Raw genomic sequence first — 16502 nt, 5'->3', positions numbered from 1 at the left:
CGGCCACCAGACCTCGGGCTGGCCCCCGGTTGACGCCAACGCTGACGCCAACCATCCCGAACAATGGCATCTGACGGAAGCCTTCCACGGACGGCAGAATCACCCAAACCTGGGCATTCCGAAGCCCCGGCTTGGCCTGAAAAGCGGAAGGTCGCCGGTTCGACCCCGGCCCTGGCCACATCGCCTGACCAGGCACGATGCCCTCGAAGCAGACAGCTTCGGGGGCATTTTCGTGCCGTCCGACGCCAACGGCTCCGAATCGCGGCGAACCCCGGGCAGCCTGGTGGGGCCGCCCGGGTTCGAGGCAGAGTGACGCCGATCACAAGCCTTCAACTTCGACCATGGTGCCGTCAGGGCCATGCGTGAAGATCCGGGGTGTCCCCATCCGGCTGATGATGGCCCGCATCGCGGCTTTCTTCTCCTCCGGAGTCGGCCCGTCCGGATCAGTGAGACCGAAGCCTTGGAGAGCCACCTCGTAGGGGTCCATGTCCTCTGCCTCCGGCATGCCCTCCAGCACGAAGCCGAAGAAGAACCGAAGCGCCTCCTCCCCCAGGTCGAGAGGATGGAACGGCAGCGGGTACGGCCCCTTGGCCGGCCATCCCGGCACCGGATCCACCGGGCGCTCCCCGGCCCAGAAGGGCGCCTCGAACGGCAGCGGCTCACCGATGTTCTCCATCACCCCGCTGCCAGGCGAGAGGCTGAGCGAACGGACCAGCTGCCCGTCCTCCCAGACCGCGAAGGCCAGGAAGTCCACCACGCTGTGCATCCAGTGCACGACCAGTCGGCGTCCCGCGCTCGCATCGATCAGGTGCTGCGGCAGCCGTGAGGGATGGTCACCCACCCAGTGCTGATCGCAGACGATGTCGACTCCGGGGAAGCTGCCGAGGTAGGCGGTCCCGTCCGGCGGGTACGTCGCGTCGCCGAGCTCGCACCTGGCCGACTCCGTGACCTCCCACCCGGGGTAGAGGCGGCCGACCAGCTCCGCCGTCCGCTCCGGATCCGCTTCCGCCGGCAGCCGCAGCGGGCCGGACGAAGCAGGGGCCATATAGACGAGCAACCCAGTCTTGGCTCCCACGGTCAGTTCCTCTCCAACACGGCGAACCCCTCGGTCCGGGGGCAGGCCGCAAGCTACCAACCGCGTAAGACAGCGGTGCCCGGCAAGACCTGGGTCTTACCGGGCACCGGACGAACTGATGAGCCGGAGCGCGAGGCTATGAAACCTCCCGAGGCGGCTCAGGGCTGGCGTCGACGGCGGCGCGGTCGAGTTCGAGGCCGTGGGTGAAGAAGTGCGGGGGCAAGGTCAGCGGCGCGGGCGGCGGTTATCGGGGTCAACCCTGTTCGCCGCCATCGCCCTGGTCGTCTGGCTCTCCGCCTTCCTCCTTGCGGTCAACCCGGGCCGTACCTCGGGCTGAGGCCAGGCAGGCACCTTCGCCCGTTCCCCTCCTCCGGGTAAGGGCGGCAGGCCTCGCGATGAGCGGCAGAAGGCTGACGCCGGACCACATCACCCCCATAGTGCTCATATCATCTGAATGTCCGCATGGATGCTTAACTCCACACGAACGAAGTACCGTCGGGCTTGTCCGTGTACACACTCATCATCTGATTCGGGGGAATCACCATGGCCGGCACGGTCACCGTTGATCCGCAGGCGCTCACCGCCTCCTCAGGGGTGGCGAAGAACCTCGCCGAGGAGGTCACCAAACCTGTTCACGACGCGCTGACTTCGGCCACTACCGCCTCCGGTCAGCTCACCGGCTGGTCGATCGCCGCAGGGCTCGGAAAGCTCGGCAGCGACTGGGCCGCGCCGCTTGACGCGCTCCGGAAGCGACTCACCGACACCAGCACCAACCTGCAGACCAACGCCGACACCCACGCGCACAACGAGCAGGCAACCGCAAGCGCTTGGAGCCAGCGAAAGGCCGCGCAGTGAGCAGTGCCTACGAACTGTTGGTCGCGTTCGACCCGCACGGACTGCGCGACGCCGCGAAGGCGTGGAAGGCGCTCGCCCACAGCATGGAGACCACGGCCACGCGGCACCGCAACCAGGTGAACGGCCCGCTGCGCCGGGGGTGGAAGGGCGCGGACGCCGAGGCCGCCTTCCCGTTCATGGACCAGACCGAGCAGCGGCTCGGCATCGTCCGGGTCGAGGCGGAGGCCGCCGCGCTGGCCCTGAACACGGTCGCGGACCGGATGTACCAGGCGCAGACCAACCTGACCAACGCCGTGCACCGCGCCCAGGATGCCAAGTTGACTGTGTCCGCCGAGGGGATTGTCGGCCTCCCGCCCGAGGGTCCAGGCGAGCACAACGACCCCGACGCGCAGGCCGCGCGCCGCAGCCTCACCGATCTCAAGACCGGCTTCCAGCAGCGGATCGACACGGCGATCAAGGACGCCCAGACGGCCAGCGACCAGGGCAACAAGGCCCTCGGCCACCTGGGTGCCGACATCCTCGGCGATCAGCGGGCGAACGGCGCCATGGCCGAGACCCGCACCGACGTCGCCGACGTCATGAAGGACCTCGGGCTGGCCGATCCGTACATCCCCGACGGCAAGGACCCGCAGAAGAACGCCGACTGGTGGAAGGGCCTCACACCCGACCAGCAGGAGACCTACCTCGCCCTGAACGCGGCCCGGATCGGAAACCTGGACGGCATTCCGGCGGGCGCCCGCGACGAGGCCAACCGCCTCGTCCTCGACCAGAAGCTCGACGCCCTCCAAGCCGGGACGCCCGCCTCCTTCGGCCTCGACCAGACCACGTACGACAAGCGCAAGGCCGCGCTGACGGAGATCAAGAAGAAGCTGGAGGAGAACGCCGACGCGAAGGACGAGGAGCACCAGCTGTTCCTCCTCGCGATCGACCCCGAGGCGTACGGGGGAGACGGACGCGCGATCGTTGCGACCGGCAACCCCGACAAGGCAAGCCACACCTCGGTGTTCGTGCCCGGGACGAACACCGACATCAACGGGGTGCCGGGCCAGATCGACCGCATCCGGCAGCTGCAGGGCTACGGCAAGCAGTACGCCAAGGCCGGCGAAACCGTCTCAGTCATCTCCTACCTCGGCTACGACGCCCCGGAGAGCCTCGCAGGGGCGTCCAGCCCAATGCGCGGACTCGACGGCGCCGAGGACATGCGCCGTTTCTCCAACGGCCTCAGGGTGGCGCACGGCGAGCCTAGGACCCACCTCAGCTACATCGCGCACAGCTACGGCAGTTTCGCCGTGGGCGTCGCCGACAGCGGAGGAAGCCATGGCCTGGACGCCGACGACATCGTCACTCTCGGCAGCCCGGGCATGGGCGTGCTCACCGCCGAGCAGTTGAACGTCAACCCCGATCACCTCTGGATCGGCGAGGCCACCGACGACCCCACCCGCGCGGTCGGTGGCTTCTCGCTCGGCCCCAGCCCGCACATCGCGGGATTCGGCGGGAACAACATCCACATCGACACGTCCGGGCACGGCGGCTACTGGGACGAGGGCTCGGACAGCCTGAAGAACCAGGGCAAGATCATCGCCGGGAAGCCGCCCCACACCACATGGAAGGAGGACCCGATCTGGGGTTCGATACCCCACTGAACCGCCGGCCGGAAAGAGCCCCCATGCGCAACCTGATCACCCATCCGCCAGTCACTGGTACCCGGCTGAAGCAGCTCCTGGCGACGGCGCTGATGGCCACGACCCTCGGAGCCTGTATGTCCAGCCCCGGAGCAGGGAAGAACGATCCCCTGCCCGTCAAATCCCGGCAGGAAACACTCGACTGGGCGAAGCAGCTCACCGAGCACCTGGCCCAGACGGCCGGGATCCGGATCAACGACGAACCTGCCGACCCCGTCTTCACCTCGTGCATCGGCAAGAACGGCGAGACCGCGCCCGACGACCGCTACATCCTGATCTACGGGGTCCACAGCACCGTCCCCAACGCCCAGCACAACGACGTCGTCCGCAAGGTCCGCGACCGGCTCACGAGCGAGGGCCTCAAGATCACCGAATACCAGGAGACCCAAGGCGCGGAACCGGACTCCACCGTCAGCGCACGCCACCCCAGCAGCCGGTACGTCGTCGACGTCGCCAGCACCGCGGGCAACGACCGCATGGTCCTGAGCGTCACCACCCCGTGCCTGATGCCCCCGTCCGCATCGCCCGTCCCCACCCCCTGACCGGTCCGTCGCCAGCTGCAACGGCCCTGGATCGGGGCCCGCAGGCGAGGCCCCGCCTTCGGAACGCTGATCCGTCGGTGAGTCAGATGCGAGGTCAACGGCCGGCCAGCAGCGCGCTCGCCAGCGCAGTGGCGGTGCTCGGCCCCTTGCCGTGGCGAGGTCGTGCTCCGGACAGTGACGGCATGCGCATGGGACCGCGTTCCTGGCGGGCCTTCTCGATGACCGTCGTCCCGGTCTCCGCCTCCAGCACGGGGGCGTAGCCGGCGGCCCGAAGCGCGGCAAGGGTGGCTTCGGGCTCGGCCGTGCTGATCAGTACGGTCGGCGCGATCCGTCGCAACCCGAGCCTGGACAGCGCACGGGCCGCGGCGAGCTCCGACACCAGTGCCTCGTCGTCGGAGCGGATGCAGCAGGCGGAACGCACCACTCGCATCCTGCCGTGGGTCCTTGCGGTGTCCTTGATCAGGTACTCCAGGGGCTGCGGAAGCGGCCGCCCGCCCTCGGAGACGTCGGCCAGCCGAGCCAGCAGGTCGGCGGCGTCCGATCCGGAGTCCAGCGCCCGGCGGACCGCCGCAGGGGTGATCCGCCACACCACGGCATGCCCCTCCGACTCCCGGTCCGCACAGGCGGCCAGCAGGTCGGTCAGCTCCGATGCGGCAGCTCCGGCGACCACGGCCGTGAGGTCCGCCTGGAACCGGGCGGTGGTCTGTGGCGCGGGCAGCAGCGCGTCCAGGGCTGTGGACAGCTGCCGAACCGCGTCGTCCAGAGCAGGATGGTCCCGCAGCGCCGGCCCGGCGCCCGGAACGGCGGGGAAGTGGCGGTGTGCACCCGCCCTCAGGAGCCCGAGCACGGCGTGCCCGAGCGGAGTCAGCGCTCCGTGGGCGACGACCCCGAACAGCTCCGCCTCCGCCAGGGTCGCCTCGACCCGCTCAGCCTCCCACGCACCTTGGGCGAGGGCGGCCGGGCGGAACCAGGCCGCCGTGGCGATGAGACCGGCGAGAGCGGTCGCCCGAGCGCGAGCGGACTTGCCGGTGGGGACTCCGCGCCCGGCCGGGAGGGTGGCCAGAGCCTCCAGCACGGCACGGCGCAGATCGACAGCCTCGCCGTCCTCCGGCGTGACCAGCGCGACCGGGGTGTCATTCTCGTCCGGCCAAAAGCTGAACACCTCGGGCACCACCGCCCAGGTGGCGACGAGCGGCAGCAGCCGCTGAGCGGGTGGAGCCGCCAGCCACTCGTCGTACCGCTCGGTGGGCAGCATCCGAGCAGGTGGCTGCGACTCCGGCCGACGCGCGCGGCCCCGTCCTCTCGTCGGGGCCTCCGCTTCCTCGGCGCAAGGGGTGATCAGGTCCGCGTTGTTCGCCAGGTCGAGCCACAGCCGGGCTTGTTCCTCCGGCATGCCGACCGCCTTCGCCAGCCGACGGGTGTCCCGGACCGCGATTCCGCCCGCCTTGCGCACAGCGAGCGGCTGCACGGCCACCTGACGGAGCATCGACTCGACCCGGGAGGCCGCCTCGGCCAACGCCGCCTGCGCCTGGCTCTCGACTGCACCATCCGGGATCTCCACCGTGCCCTCGACCGGGGGCGGGGCAGACTGATAGCTCGGCGCGCGGTCGTGGTCGCGCAACGCGTCGGCCACCTCGCGCGGCAGTTCCGCCAGGTCCTCATCCACCGGAAGGACCAGGCCGCGGGCGGCCAGCCAGTCCGTGCCGGGATCTCCCGAGCCGCCTTCCCGGAAGGTGAACTTGCCTCCGGAACCCGGGTAGAAGCCGCCGTACCGGGAGACGAAGCAGTGCGTGCGCAGCAGTGGCGGGCCCGGGACCAGTTTGTCCAGCAGCTCCAAGGCCGCGGGCGGCGCCTCGGCGGCCATGGCGCGCACGCGCTTCGCGTCCCTGAGCACGTCCACGATCTGCCGCTGCGCCTCGTCCCGAGTCCGCGCCTTCACGAGCCCCAGCCCCTGCGCGATGCGGTGAATCTCCGGAGCGTTGAAGGCCTCGCTGAGCAGTTGTTCGGCGGGCCGACCGTAACCGCCTCCTTCACCCGCCTGGCGGTGGACCAGGATCGGAACGACGACCCTGCTTCCGGACGAGGGCAGTACCAGGGCCCGCTCGGTCAGCCGGGACAGCGCGGCCTCGGCCGCGGACCGACCCGCGCCGTCGAGTTGCAGGAATCGGAAGAGCTGGTCCCGGGTCACGGACCGGTCAGCGGGGTCGACCGCAGGCGCGTCGAGCCGTGGAGAACGGCCGCCGTAGCCCATGAACAGGTGATGAGCAGGCGGAACGGCCGGTAGCGGACCGTGTAACCGTTCGGCCAAGGTCGCCACAGCGACCAGCAGTTGAAGGTCCCCGAGGCTGATCTCGCTCAGCCCCAGGGCCGTGGAGGCGTCCGTCAGCAGGTGGCCGGCCAGATCGGTCAGGCTCGCCACCCTTGCCGCGTAGGGAAGTTCGCGCTGCTCCAGCAGTTCGGTCAGCTGCGAAGGAGTGCGGTCGGCCAGCCACATCGCGAGGCTTCGTTCGGCTTTCACCACACCCAGCGTAGTGAGCCGCCAACGGGGACGGGACCAGAGGTTTGAAGCTCGCTTCGGGGGCATTTTCGTGCTGCTTGAACGGGACGGCAGACGGTCACCGCCCTCCCGCCCGAGGGCAAGCCGTGCGACGACCGCCGGGTACGCCGCGCCTGACAGACTCGCGGTCATGCGCTCCGCCATGGCAAGACCGACGTGCGATGGGTGCTGATGCACATGGTCGAGGAAACGGCCCGGCACAACGGGCATGCCGATATCATCCGCGAGCTGATCGACGGTGTCACCGGCGAGTAGCAGGGCCGAACACCGAAGCCGGCGGTGGCCCCGGGGAGTTCACTCTCCGGGGCCGCTCGCGTTTCCCGAACTCGCCCGCGCCGGAAGGCGGTTGACCATCAGGCCAGCTGGGTGGCGAGCCAGTCGGCGGTGGCCGGGAGCCAGTCGGGCAGGGCGGTGCCGAGCAGGTGGTTGCCGTGCGGGACGAGCAGCAGTTCGGCGTTCGGGGCGTGCTCGGCGAGGACGGTGGCGTTGGTGACGCCCGGGATGCGGTCCTCGCCGCCCTCGACCACCAGCAGCGGGAGGGTGATCGTCGGGGCGAGCGCGGTCAGGTCCAGCCGGTCGGCGAAGGCGCGGGCCGCCTCCGGGCTCCCGCAGCGTTGGACCAGCGTCTCGGTGACGAACGGGGGCAGCTCCACCCAGTCCAGCCGGTACGGTCCGCTGACCGTCGCGGCGGCGCGCAGCCGGGGCTCGTGGGCGGCGGCCCGCGCCGCGTAGTAGCCGCCCAGGCTGAGGCCGACCACGGCGGCGCGGTCGAGGTCCAGGCCCTCCTGGTCGGCGAGCGCGTCCAGGGCCCGGCCGACCACCCGGTGGTAGTCCGGCTCTGGCGCGCTGGTGGCCGCCAGCACCCCCTGGCCGGGCCCGTCCATCGCCAACACGGCGACCCCCCGGGCCAGCAGGGCCTCGATCAGGGTGTGGAACTCCTCCTTCGAGGAGTCCATGCCCGGCACCACCAGCACCACCGGGGCCCCGCCCCGGACCGCCGCCGGCCGGCGCAGCCAGCCCGCGAAGCCCTCGCCCTCGACCCGCCGCGCGCCCGGCTCCAGCAGCGCCAACGACCGCCGCATCGCCTCGTCGGCCTCGGCGGCGAGCCGCGCGGCGCCGGCCCGGTCGGGGTGCGGCATCAACCCGGCCGCGTGGAACCAGCGGGCGGCGCAGCGGTAGGCGGTGCCGGCGGTCACCGTCCGCCCCTCGGCCGCGGCCCGCTCGGCCTCGGCGACGTACCGGCGGCCGGTGGCGCCGAACGCGTCCGGCCACTCCTCCAGCGCGGCCAGCCCGGCGGTCACCCGGTCGTACTCGTACAGGTCGAGACCGGCTCCGTGCGCCCGTGGGCGGGCGTCCGCCACGTACGCGGGCAGCAGACCGGGGGTGTCGAAGAAGGACACGACGGGATTCTCCGTTCAGACGAGAGTGAGCACGGCCTTGCCGCGGATCCGGCGGTCGCGCAGGTCGGTGAGGGTGGTCGCGGTGTCGCCCCAGGGGGCCGTCCGGCCGATCTCCGGGGTCAGCCGGCCGGCCGCCGCCAGGCGCACCAGGGTGGCCAGGTCCGGGCCGTACGGGACGTCGGAGTCGGCGTAGTGGAAGTGCCGCAGGGTGGCCGACTCGGGGCCCTTGAAGAAGTCGAAGAAGTCCAGGGTCACCGGCGTCCGCGAGGCCTGCCCGAACCAGACCAGAGTGCCCCGCCGGGCCAACCGGGCCAGCGCCACCGGCAGGTTCGCACCCCCGGTCGACTCCAGCACCAGGTCGTACGGGCCGCGCGCCTCCCCGAGGTCGTGCACCACCTCGGCCGCCCCCAGCTCGGCCAGCCGACGACCTCGCTCCGGCGAGGCGGTGACCACCGTCAGCTCGGCCCCGGCCGCGGCGGCCAACTCGGTGAAGTAGTGCCCGACCCCACCGGAAGCCCCGGTCATCAGCACCCGCCGCCCGGCCACCGCCCCCACCGTCCGCAGCAACCGCAACGCGGTCAGCCCCGCCAACGGCAACGCCGCCGCCCGCACCGCGTCCAGACTGTCCGGCAACTCGGCCACCGACCCCACCGGCACACACACGTACTCGGCCCACCCGCCCGCCGGAGGATGCGCGACCACCCGCCGACACACCGCCGGCCCCGACCCGTCGGCCGCAGCCTGCACCACCAGCCCCGCGACATCCTTCCCCGGCCGCCACCCCGGCTGCGGCGCCTCCAGCTGGAACGTCTCCCCCCGGTTCACCGAGAACGCCTCCACCTTCACCAGCACCTCCCCCGGCCCCGGCTGCGGCTGCGCCACCTCCGCGAACCGCACCAGCTCCCCCGGCTCCCCCGTCGCCACCAGCGCCTTCATCCCCGCACTCCCATCCACTCGGCAGACCCCCACCCCACCCCGCCCGCCCCCACCCGGTCCAACAACCCCCCACCCCCACCCACAACCACCAGTTGTCACCCCACGTGCACCGCCCGCTGCCCCCATGGGCGCGCGGGCAACGCCCCGCGCGCCCACCACCCCCTCCCCCCTCACCCGACCCAGGCGAGAGGGACGCGCTGCGGGAGGGGGCGGTGGAGGGGGTGGGTGCGGAAGGGGGCGTGACGGGTGATTTTCAGACCGCCAACGGCGAGCACCCCCCACCAAGAGGGTCGGCGGTCCGAAAATCATCCAGCCCCCGGAGCGCCCACCCCCGGAACCGCCCCCGGACCAACCCACCCTCCCGAGAGCCCACCCCCGAACCAAAGCCCCGCGCAGCGGCCCCCGTTAGGGTGCCGAGGTGGATCTGGATCTGGCACAGGTAAGAGCCTTCACCGCAACCGCCGAAGAACTCCACTTCGGCCGCGCCGCCGCCCGCCTGGGCATCACCCAGCAGGGCCTGTCGAAGCGAGTGGCCCGCCTGGAGGCCGCCCTCGGCGTGCGCCTGCTGGAGCGGGACGCCCGTGGCGTGGCCCTGACCGCCGCCGGTTCACAGTTCCTGGAACCGGCCCGGCGGCTGCTGTCGCAGGGCGAGCGCGCAGTGGCGACGGTGCGCGGCGCCGGGGCCGGACGGCCACTGCGGATCGACGTGTGGGGCCACCTGTACGCGCCGATGCGCACGCTCGCCCAGGCGGTGGACGCGGCGCCGGGGCTGGAGGTGGAGCCGGTGCCGGGCCGGGACCTGCCCTCGGTGGCGGCGGCGTTGCTGCGCGGCGAGTCGGATGCCGGGTTCGGCCGGGTGCACGCCCTGCCGGACGGCGCCGACGCCGGGTTGACGCACCGCCTGGTCCGACTCGAGCCGGTGGACGCGCTGTTGAGCGTCGACCATCCGCTGGCGGGCCGCGACACCCTGGCCCCGACGGACCTGCGCGGCAGCGTGCTGCGCTACCCGGCCGCCGTGGACCGCCTGGACTTCCTGACCCGCTTCGCCACCCGGTTCGGCATCGACGGCCGGGTCGGTTCGACCAACCTCGGCCTGGAGCACTTCCTGGACCAGGTCGGCGCCGATCCGACCTGCTTCTCGCTGGTGCCGGCCGACGGCCCGCTGCCCGACCGCCCGGGCGTGCGGACCGTTCCGCTGGCCGACCCGACCCCGCTGTACGCCTGGTCTCTGCTCTGGCGCTCCGACCGCGAGGCCGACCGGGACCCCGACCGGGACGGCCAACTGGACTTCCTGCTACGGGCGTTCACCGCGGAGGCGGCCCGCAGCCGGTGGCTGGAGTACGACCCGGCCCGGGACTGGCTCCCGGACGCCGACGAGGCCGCGCTCCAGCCGTGAGTGCTCCGGTCCGGTGCCGGGGTGCCGGGGCGCAGAGGCGCCGGGGCGCCGGGGCGCCGGTTCACCACCAGGTGGTCTGGGTCCGCAGCACCGACCCGTCCGCGGCGTAGGAGACGACGGTGTTGTCGGCGGAGCCCGGTCTGCGGACGACGGCGTACCAGCGGACCGTGGAGTCCCCGACCGCGACCGGCACCGCCTCGACCGAGCCGCCGGTCTTCCAGCCGACCACGACCCTGGCGACCTCGGGCCGGACCGGGACGACCACCATGTCCGGGCTGCCGGCCGTCCCGACCACGCGGTTGAGCATCACGCCGCCGATGACGGCGTCGGTGCCGGTCGGCTCCACCCCGCCCGGGGCGGGGACCGGATCCACGTAGTCGCCCGGCTGCCGCTTGCCGTCCACGACCAGGTAGACGTCGGCCCGGTCCGTGGCCGGGTCCCAGGCCGGGCCGACGTCCTGCCGGGGGGGCGGCGGGAGGCGAGGGTCGGCGGCGAGCCGCTCCTCCCCGATCAGCCGGCTCTGCCGGAGGCTGTCCTCCGCGGTGGGGGCGGCCGGCCACAGGGCGACCCAGGCCTCCAGGGCGTGGCCCTTCGCCGTGCCCTCGCCGACCTTGACCCGGACCGGCGTGAACGGGTCCCGGACGGCCCGGGACGGACCGGCCGAGGCCACCGGGGAGACCGAAGCCGTCGGGGTGACCGTCGACGACCCCGGCGACCCCGACCCCGACGGCCCCGCACCCGACACCCCCGAAGCCCCCGGACCGACCGCCCCCGGAGCCCCCGGAACACCCGCCCCCGGAGCACCCGGGGAGACCGCCGCCGGCGGTACCGCCGCCACCGAGGCGCCGCCGGCACCCCGCCCGTACCCGCCGAACACCGTGCCCGGACCGCCGAGCAGCGTCCCCGCCCCGCCGACCGCCACGACCAGCCCGGCGACCACCGCCCCGGTCAGCAGCCGGCGCCGCCGCAGCCGCCGCTGCCCGCCGGCCAGCAGCCGGTCGTACGGCACCGGACCGGCCTCGACGCTCTCGGCCAGTTCGCCCAGCTCCCACGAGACCGCGGCCTCGGCCGCCTCCACGTCCTCGTTCCCGGGCATGGACTCCGTGCTCATCTGCTGCTACCTCCGATGCTGGTCAGTCCGTTGAGTGAGGAGGACTCCCGCAGTTTGGCCAGCCCCCGGGCGGCCTGGCTCTTCACCGTGCCGACCGAGCAGTTCATCGCGGCCGCGGCCTGGGACTCGCTGAGGTCCTCCCAGTACCGCAGCACGACGGCCTCCCGCTGGCGCGGCGGCAGGGCGGCGAGGGCGGTGAGCAGCACGGCCCGGTCGTCCGGGTCGGGGCCGGCCGGGGCGGGCCGGTCGGGGAAGGCCTCGACCAGGTACTCGGCCGGTCTGCGGCGGAACCGCCGGGCGTGCTCGTTGATCAGGATGCGGCGCACGTAGGCGTTCGGGTCGTCGGCCGCCCGGACCTTGTTCCAGTGCACGTAGGCCCGTTCCAGCGCCTGCTGGACCAGGTCCTCGGCGCCGTGCCGGTCCCCCGCCAGCAGGTAGGCCGTCCGCAGCAGCCGTGACCACGCACTGCCGGTGAACGCCCGGAACTCCTCGTCCCGTGCGGTCTCGTGGGCTCCCATGAGCACCTCCTCCCCCTCCAGAGTCCGGAACGGCCCTGGATCGTTGCCCGGCTCACCCCACGCATTCCGCACAGCCCTCGCGATGCCCGCCGCCCGGCTCACCCCACCCGTTCCGCGCGGCCCGCGCGACCGGGGCGCCCGGCGTTCGCGATTCCGCACCGGCGGCTGTGACACTGGAGGGGCTCGAAAACCGAGGTGCGCTCCGCCGTGCCTCCTTGCGAACCTAGAGGGATGCCCGCAGTGAGTTCTCCCGCAGTCCAGTCCGCCTCCGTCCCCGCCGAGGGTCCCGGAATCGGTGAGCTGGCCGCCCGCCTGCCCGAGCTGACCCTGCGCGACGAGGTGCGGATCGGGCGCCGGCTGGAGGGGGCCCGCCGGGTCCGCAAGCCGGAGGCCCGTCAGCAGATCGCCGCCGAGATCGCCGCCGAGATCGACCGCGCCGAGCTGCTGGTCGAGCAGCGCCGGGCCGCCGTGCCGAAGATCACCTATCCCGCCGAGCTCCCGGTCAGCCAGAAGAAGGACGACATCCTGGCAGCGATCCGGGACCACCAGGTGGTGATCGTCGCCGGTGAGACCGGTTCCGGCAAGACCACCCAGATCCCGAAGATCTGCCTGGAGCTGGGCCGCGGCGTCCGCGGCCTGGTCGGCCACACCCAGCCGCGCCGGATCGCCGCCCGTACGGTGGCGGAGCGCGTCGCGGAGGAGCTCGACACCCCGCTCGGCGAGGCGGTCGGCTGGAAGGTCCGGTTCACCGACCAGGTCGGCCGGGACACCCTGGTCAAGCTGATGACGGACGGCATCCTGCTGGCGGAGATCCAGACCGACCGGGACCTGCGCCAGTACGACACCCTGATCATCGACGAGGCGCACGAACGCAGCCTCAACATCGACTTCCTGCTCGGCTACCTCAAGCAGCTGCTCCCCCGCCGCCCCGACCTCAAGGTCGTGATCACCTCCGCGACCATCGACCCGGAGCGCTTCGCCCGGCACTTCGGCGACGCCCCGGTGATCGAGGTCTCCGGCCGCACCTACCCGGTCGAGGTCCGCTACCGTCCGATCATCGACGACGCCGACGACGAGACCGACGAGGCGGACCGCGACCGCGACCAGATCCAGGCGATCTGCGAGGCCGCCCAGGAGCTGCAGGACGAGGGCCCGGGCGACATCCTGGTCTTCCTCTCCGGCGAGCGCGAGATCCGCGACACCGCCGACGCCCTCACCAAGCTGAAACTGCGCAACACCGAGGTCCTCCCGCTGTACGCCCGGCTCAGTTCGGCCGAGCAGCACCGGGTGTTCCAGCGCTCCAACAGCCGCCGGATCGTGCTGGCCACCAACGTGGCCGAGACCTCGCTGACCGTCCCCGGCATCAAGTACGTGATCGACCCGGGCACCGCCCGGATCTCCCGCTACAGCCACCGCACCAAGGTGCAGCGGCTGCCGATCGAGGCGATCAGCCAGGCCAGCGCCAACCAGCGCAAGGGCCGCTGCGGCCGCACCTCGGACGGCATCTGCATCCGGCTCTACTCGGAGGAGGACTTCCTCTCCCGCCCGGAGTTCACCGACGCCGAGATCCTGCGCACCAACCTGGCCTCGGTGATCCTGCAGATGACCGCCGCCGGCCTGGGCGACATCTCCGCCTTCCCGTTCCTGGACCCGCCGGACTCGCGCAACATCAAGGACGGCGTCCACCTGCTGCACGAACTGGGCGCGCTGGACCCGGAGGAGAAGGACCCGCGCAAGCGGCTGACCGCGCTCGGCCGCAAGCTGGCCCAGCTCCCGGTGGACCCGCGGATGGCCCGCATGGTGCTGGAGGCGGACCGGAACGGCTGTGTCCGGGACGTCATGGTGATCGCCGCCGCGCTGTCCATCCAGGACCCGCGCGAGCGCCCGGCCGAGAAGCGCCAGGCCGCCGACGAGCGGCACCGCCGGTTCAACTCGGAGACCTCCGACTTCCTGTCCTACCTGGCGATGTGGCGCTACGTCCGGGAGCAGCAGAAGGAGCTGTCCTCCTCGGCCTTCCGCCGGATGTGCAAGTCCGAGTTCCTCAACTACCTGCGGATACGGGAGTGGCAGGACGTCTACACCCAGCTGCGCACCGTCGCCAAGCAGTTGGGCGTGACGATCGAGGAGCCCCATCCCGACGCCGAGCCGGACGCGGACCGGATCCACCAGTCGCTGCTGGCCGGGCTGCTCTCCCACATCGGCCTGTTCGACGTGGAGAAGCGCGAGTACGCCGGTGCCCGCGGCGCCCGTTTCGCGGTCTTCCCGGGCTCCGGCCTGTTCAAGAAGCCGCCGCGCTGGCTGATGTCGGCCGAGCTGGTGGAGACCTCCCGGCTGTGGGCCCGGATCAACGCGAAGATCGAGCCCGAGTGGGTCGAGCCGCTGGCCGCGCACCTGACCAAGCGCAGCTACAGCGAGCCGCACTGGGAGAAGAAGTCCGGCGCCGTGCTGGCCTACGAGAAGGTGACCCTCTACGGGGTGCCGATCGTCGCCCAGCGCAAGATCAACTACGGCCGGATCGACCCGGAGCTCTGTCGCGAGCTGTTCATCCGCAACGCGCTGGTCGAGGGCGACTGGGAGACCCACCACAAGTTCTTCGCCGAGAACCGCAAGCTGCTCGGCGAGGTCGAGGAGCTGGAGAACCGGGCCCGCCGCCGGGACATCCTGGTGGACGACCAGACCCTGTTCGACTTCTACGACGCCCGGCTGCCCGAGGAGGTCGTCTCCACCCGGCACTTCGACTCCTGGTGGAAGAAGGCCCGGCACGAGCAGCCGGACCTGCTGAACTTCGAGAAGTCGATGCTGATCAACGACGCCGCGGACGGCGTCACCGAGGCCGACTACCCGGACCACTGGCAGCAGGGCAAGCTCCGCTTCAAGCTGACCTACCAGTTCGAGCCGGGCAGCGACGCGGACGGCGTCACCGTCCACATCCCGCTGCCGGTGCTCAACCAGGTCACCGCGGAGGGCTTCGACTGGCAGATCCCCGGTCTGCGGGAGGAGCTGGTCACCGCGTACATCAAGTCGCTGCCGAAGGCGATCCGGCGCAACTTCGTGCCGGCCCCGGACTTCGCCCGGGCGGCGCTGCGCGCGGTGAAGGACCGCCAGGAGCCGCTGCTGCCGTCCCTGGAGCACGCCCTCAAGCGTCTGACGGCCATCACGGTGCCCCCGGAGGCCTGGGACGACGAGCGGGTCCCGGACCACCTCAAGGTGACCTTCCGGGTGGTGGACGGGAAGCGCCGGCTCGCCGAGTCCAAGGACCTGGAGGAACTGCGGATCGGGCTCAAGCCCAAGTTGAAGGAGACGCTCTCCTCGGCGGCCTCCGGCCGGGGCATCGAGCAGAGCGGGCTGACCGCCTGGCCGGCCGGGCTGCCGGTGCTCCAGCGCACCTTCGAGCAGCGCTCCCGCGGCCACTCGCTGCGCGCCTACCCGGCGCTGGTGGACGAGGGCGAGACGGTCGGCGTGAAGCTGTTCGACACCCCGCAGGCGCAGGCGCAGGCGATGTGGGAAGGCACCCGCCGGCTGCTGATGCTGACCACCACCTCCCCGGCCAAGTCGATCCAGGGCCGGCTGGGCAACCAGGCGAAGCTGGCGCTCTCGCACAGCCCGCACGGCTCGATCGCGGCCCTGTTCGAGGACGTCGTCGCCGCCGCGACGGACCGGCTGATGACGCTGGCCGGCGGCCCGGCCTGGGACGAGGCGGCCTTCGGCAAGCTGCACGACAAGGTGCGGGCGGACCTGTACGACCTCTCCGCGGACACCACGCTCAAGACGGCGACCGCGCTGATCGCCTTCCACAAAGCCTCGACCCGGTTGAAGTCGGTGAGCAGCCCGGTGCTGCTGAACGCGGTGAACGACGTCCGGCTGCACCTGGCCTCGCTGGTGCACCCGGGCTTCGTGACGGCCACCGGCTGGCAGCGGCTGCCCGACCTCAAGCGCTACCTGCTGGCGGTGGACCGCCGGCTGGAGGCGCTGCCCAACCACCCGCAGCGGGACGCCCAGCAGCTGCTGAAGGTCCAGCAGGTGCAGCAGGCGTACGGGGAGCTGCTGGCCGCCGTACCGGCCGGGCAGCAGCCCTCCGAGGAGGTGCGGGCGATCCGCTGGATGATCGAGGAGCTGCGGGTCAGCTTCTTCGCCCAGGGGCTGGGCACGCCGAGCCCGGTCTCGGAGAAGCGGATCACCAAGGCGATGGAGGCGGCCCGGGCCACGCTGTGACCCGGGCGGCACCGCTGAGCTGCGGGTGCGCGCCGGGGCCCTCAGGAGCCAGTTCGACCTGGGGGCCCACCATGGGCTACAGTCTGTCTTGTTCGCAGCGCGGCAAGCGAGTGAACGAGATCAGAACACTCTGGTCCCGTGGAGCAGTTGGTTAGCTCGCCACCCTGTCAAGGTGGAGGTCGCGGGTTCAAGTCCCGTCGGGATCGCCGCAGTGCGAG

The 16502-nt window shown here is 72.0% G+C and carries 11 protein-coding genes, 1 tRNA gene and 1 pseudogene; 7 read left to right on the top strand and 6 right to left on the bottom strand.

Annotation, left to right across the window (positions count from 1 at the left end):
- Positions 1 to 319: 319 nt before the first annotated feature.
- On the bottom strand, positions 320 to 1075 hold the full coding sequence (locus ACIQWA_RS27960; RefSeq protein WP_402487213.1) for a DUF6928 family protein: 756 nt from the start codon (positions 1073 to 1075) through the stop codon (positions 320 to 322).
- A 543-nt stretch (positions 1076 to 1618) separates the two neighbouring features.
- Here ACIQWA_RS27960 and ACIQWA_RS27955 point away from each other — a divergent pair.
- Genes ACIQWA_RS27955 through ACIQWA_RS27945 form a run of 3 tightly spaced genes read left to right on the top strand, consistent with a single transcriptional unit; the run spans position 1619 to position 4154 of the window.
- Entirely contained in the window at positions 1619 to 1930 is a 312-nt protein-coding gene (locus ACIQWA_RS27955; RefSeq protein WP_360237821.1) for a hypothetical protein, read from the top strand.
- Positions 1927 to 3573, top strand: a complete 1647-nt coding sequence (locus ACIQWA_RS27950; protein ID WP_402487211.1) for an alpha/beta hydrolase — start codon at positions 1927 to 1929, stop codon at positions 3571 to 3573. The genes ACIQWA_RS27955 and ACIQWA_RS27950 overlap by 4 nt, the downstream gene beginning before the upstream one ends.
- Before the next feature lie 23 nt (positions 3574 to 3596).
- Positions 3597 to 4154 carry a hypothetical protein gene (locus ACIQWA_RS27945; protein WP_402487209.1) on the top strand — a complete coding sequence of 186 codons (558 nt, stop codon included), beginning with the start codon at positions 3597 to 3599 and terminating at the stop codon, positions 4152 to 4154.
- A 94-nt stretch (positions 4155 to 4248) separates the two neighbouring features.
- Here ACIQWA_RS27945 and ACIQWA_RS27940 read toward each other — a convergent pair whose 3' ends face one another.
- Positions 4249 to 5409, bottom strand: a complete 1161-nt coding sequence (locus ACIQWA_RS27940) for a helicase-associated domain-containing protein (RefSeq protein ID WP_402487393.1) — start codon at positions 5407 to 5409, stop codon at positions 4249 to 4251.
- A 1455-nt stretch (positions 5410 to 6864) separates the two neighbouring features.
- Here ACIQWA_RS27940 and ACIQWA_RS27935 point away from each other — a divergent pair.
- Positions 6865 to 6966, top strand: a pseudogene (locus tag ACIQWA_RS27935) (DUF664 domain-containing protein); the annotation flags it as partial.
- 98 nt (positions 6967 to 7064) lie between these two features.
- Here ACIQWA_RS27935 and ACIQWA_RS27930 read toward each other — a convergent pair.
- Positions 7065 to 8111 carry an alpha/beta hydrolase family protein gene (locus ACIQWA_RS27930; RefSeq protein ID WP_402487207.1) on the bottom strand — a complete coding sequence of 349 codons (1047 nt, stop codon included), beginning with the start codon at positions 8109 to 8111 and terminating at the stop codon, positions 7065 to 7067.
- A gap of 15 nt (positions 8112 to 8126) precedes the next feature.
- Entirely contained in the window at positions 8127 to 9047 is a 921-nt protein-coding gene (locus tag ACIQWA_RS27925) for a zinc-binding dehydrogenase (RefSeq protein ID WP_402487206.1), read from the bottom strand.
- A 418-nt stretch (positions 9048 to 9465) separates the two neighbouring features.
- Between ACIQWA_RS27925 and ACIQWA_RS27920 the strand changes: the two genes are divergently transcribed.
- Complete coding sequence (locus tag ACIQWA_RS27920; protein WP_402487204.1) at positions 9466 to 10443, top strand: LysR family transcriptional regulator; 978 nt, start codon at positions 9466 to 9468, stop codon at positions 10441 to 10443.
- A gap of 61 nt (positions 10444 to 10504) precedes the next feature.
- On the opposite strand, the gene ACIQWA_RS27915 is transcribed toward ACIQWA_RS27920, so the two are convergent.
- Both ACIQWA_RS27915 and ACIQWA_RS27910 read right to left on the bottom strand, forming a co-directional pair.
- Positions 10505 to 11554: a hypothetical protein gene (locus ACIQWA_RS27915; RefSeq protein ID WP_402487203.1), complete on the bottom strand. Its 1050-nt coding sequence runs from the start codon at positions 11552 to 11554 to the stop codon at positions 10505 to 10507.
- Positions 11551 to 12072 carry a SigE family RNA polymerase sigma factor gene (locus ACIQWA_RS27910; RefSeq protein WP_402487201.1) on the bottom strand — a complete coding sequence of 174 codons (522 nt, stop codon included), beginning with the start codon at positions 12070 to 12072 and terminating at the stop codon, positions 11551 to 11553. The genes ACIQWA_RS27915 and ACIQWA_RS27910 overlap by 4 nt, the downstream gene beginning before the upstream one ends.
- A gap of 231 nt (positions 12073 to 12303) precedes the next feature.
- Between ACIQWA_RS27910 and hrpA the strand changes: the two genes are divergently transcribed.
- Positions 12304 to 16284 carry an ATP-dependent RNA helicase HrpA gene (gene hrpA, locus ACIQWA_RS27905; protein WP_402487199.1) on the top strand — a complete coding sequence of 1327 codons (3981 nt, stop codon included), beginning with the start codon at positions 12304 to 12306 and terminating at the stop codon, positions 16282 to 16284.
- 132 nt (positions 16285 to 16416) lie between these two features.
- A tRNA-Asp gene (locus tag ACIQWA_RS27900) sits at positions 16417 to 16490 on the top strand.
- Positions 16491 to 16502: the final 12 nt, after the last annotated feature.

Origin of the sequence: Kitasatospora sp. NPDC098652 (assembly GCF_044760155.1) — a bacterium.
Taxonomy (GTDB): domain Bacteria; phylum Actinomycetota; class Actinomycetes; order Streptomycetales; family Streptomycetaceae; genus Kitasatospora.
This window is presented reverse-complemented; position numbering and strand designations above follow the sequence as displayed.

Bases quoted from the DNA above. Each gene is read 5' to 3' on its own strand.
- ACIQWA_RS27955 (WP_360237821.1), top strand. From the start codon at position 1,619: ATGGCCGGCACGGTCACCGTTGATCCGCAGGCGCTCACCGCCTCCTCA.
- ACIQWA_RS27945 (WP_402487209.1), top strand. From the start codon at position 3,597: ATGCGCAACCTGATCACCCATCCGCCAGTCACTGGTACCCGGCTGAAG.
- ACIQWA_RS27940 (WP_402487393.1), bottom strand. From the start codon at position 5,409: ATGCTGCCCACCGAGCGGTACGACGAGTGGCTGGCGGCTCCACCCGCT.
- ACIQWA_RS27925 (WP_402487206.1), bottom strand. From the start codon at position 9,047: ATGAAGGCGCTGGTGGCGACGGGGGAGCCGGGGGAGCTGGTGCGGTTC.
- ACIQWA_RS27915 (WP_402487203.1), bottom strand. From the start codon at position 11,554: ATGAGCACGGAGTCCATGCCCGGGAACGAGGACGTGGAGGCGGCCGAG.
- ACIQWA_RS27910 (WP_402487201.1), bottom strand. From the start codon at position 12,072: ATGGGAGCCCACGAGACCGCACGGGACGAGGAGTTCCGGGCGTTCACC.
- hrpA (WP_402487199.1), top strand. From the start codon at position 12,304: ATGCCCGCAGTGAGTTCTCCCGCAGTCCAGTCCGCCTCCGTCCCCGCC.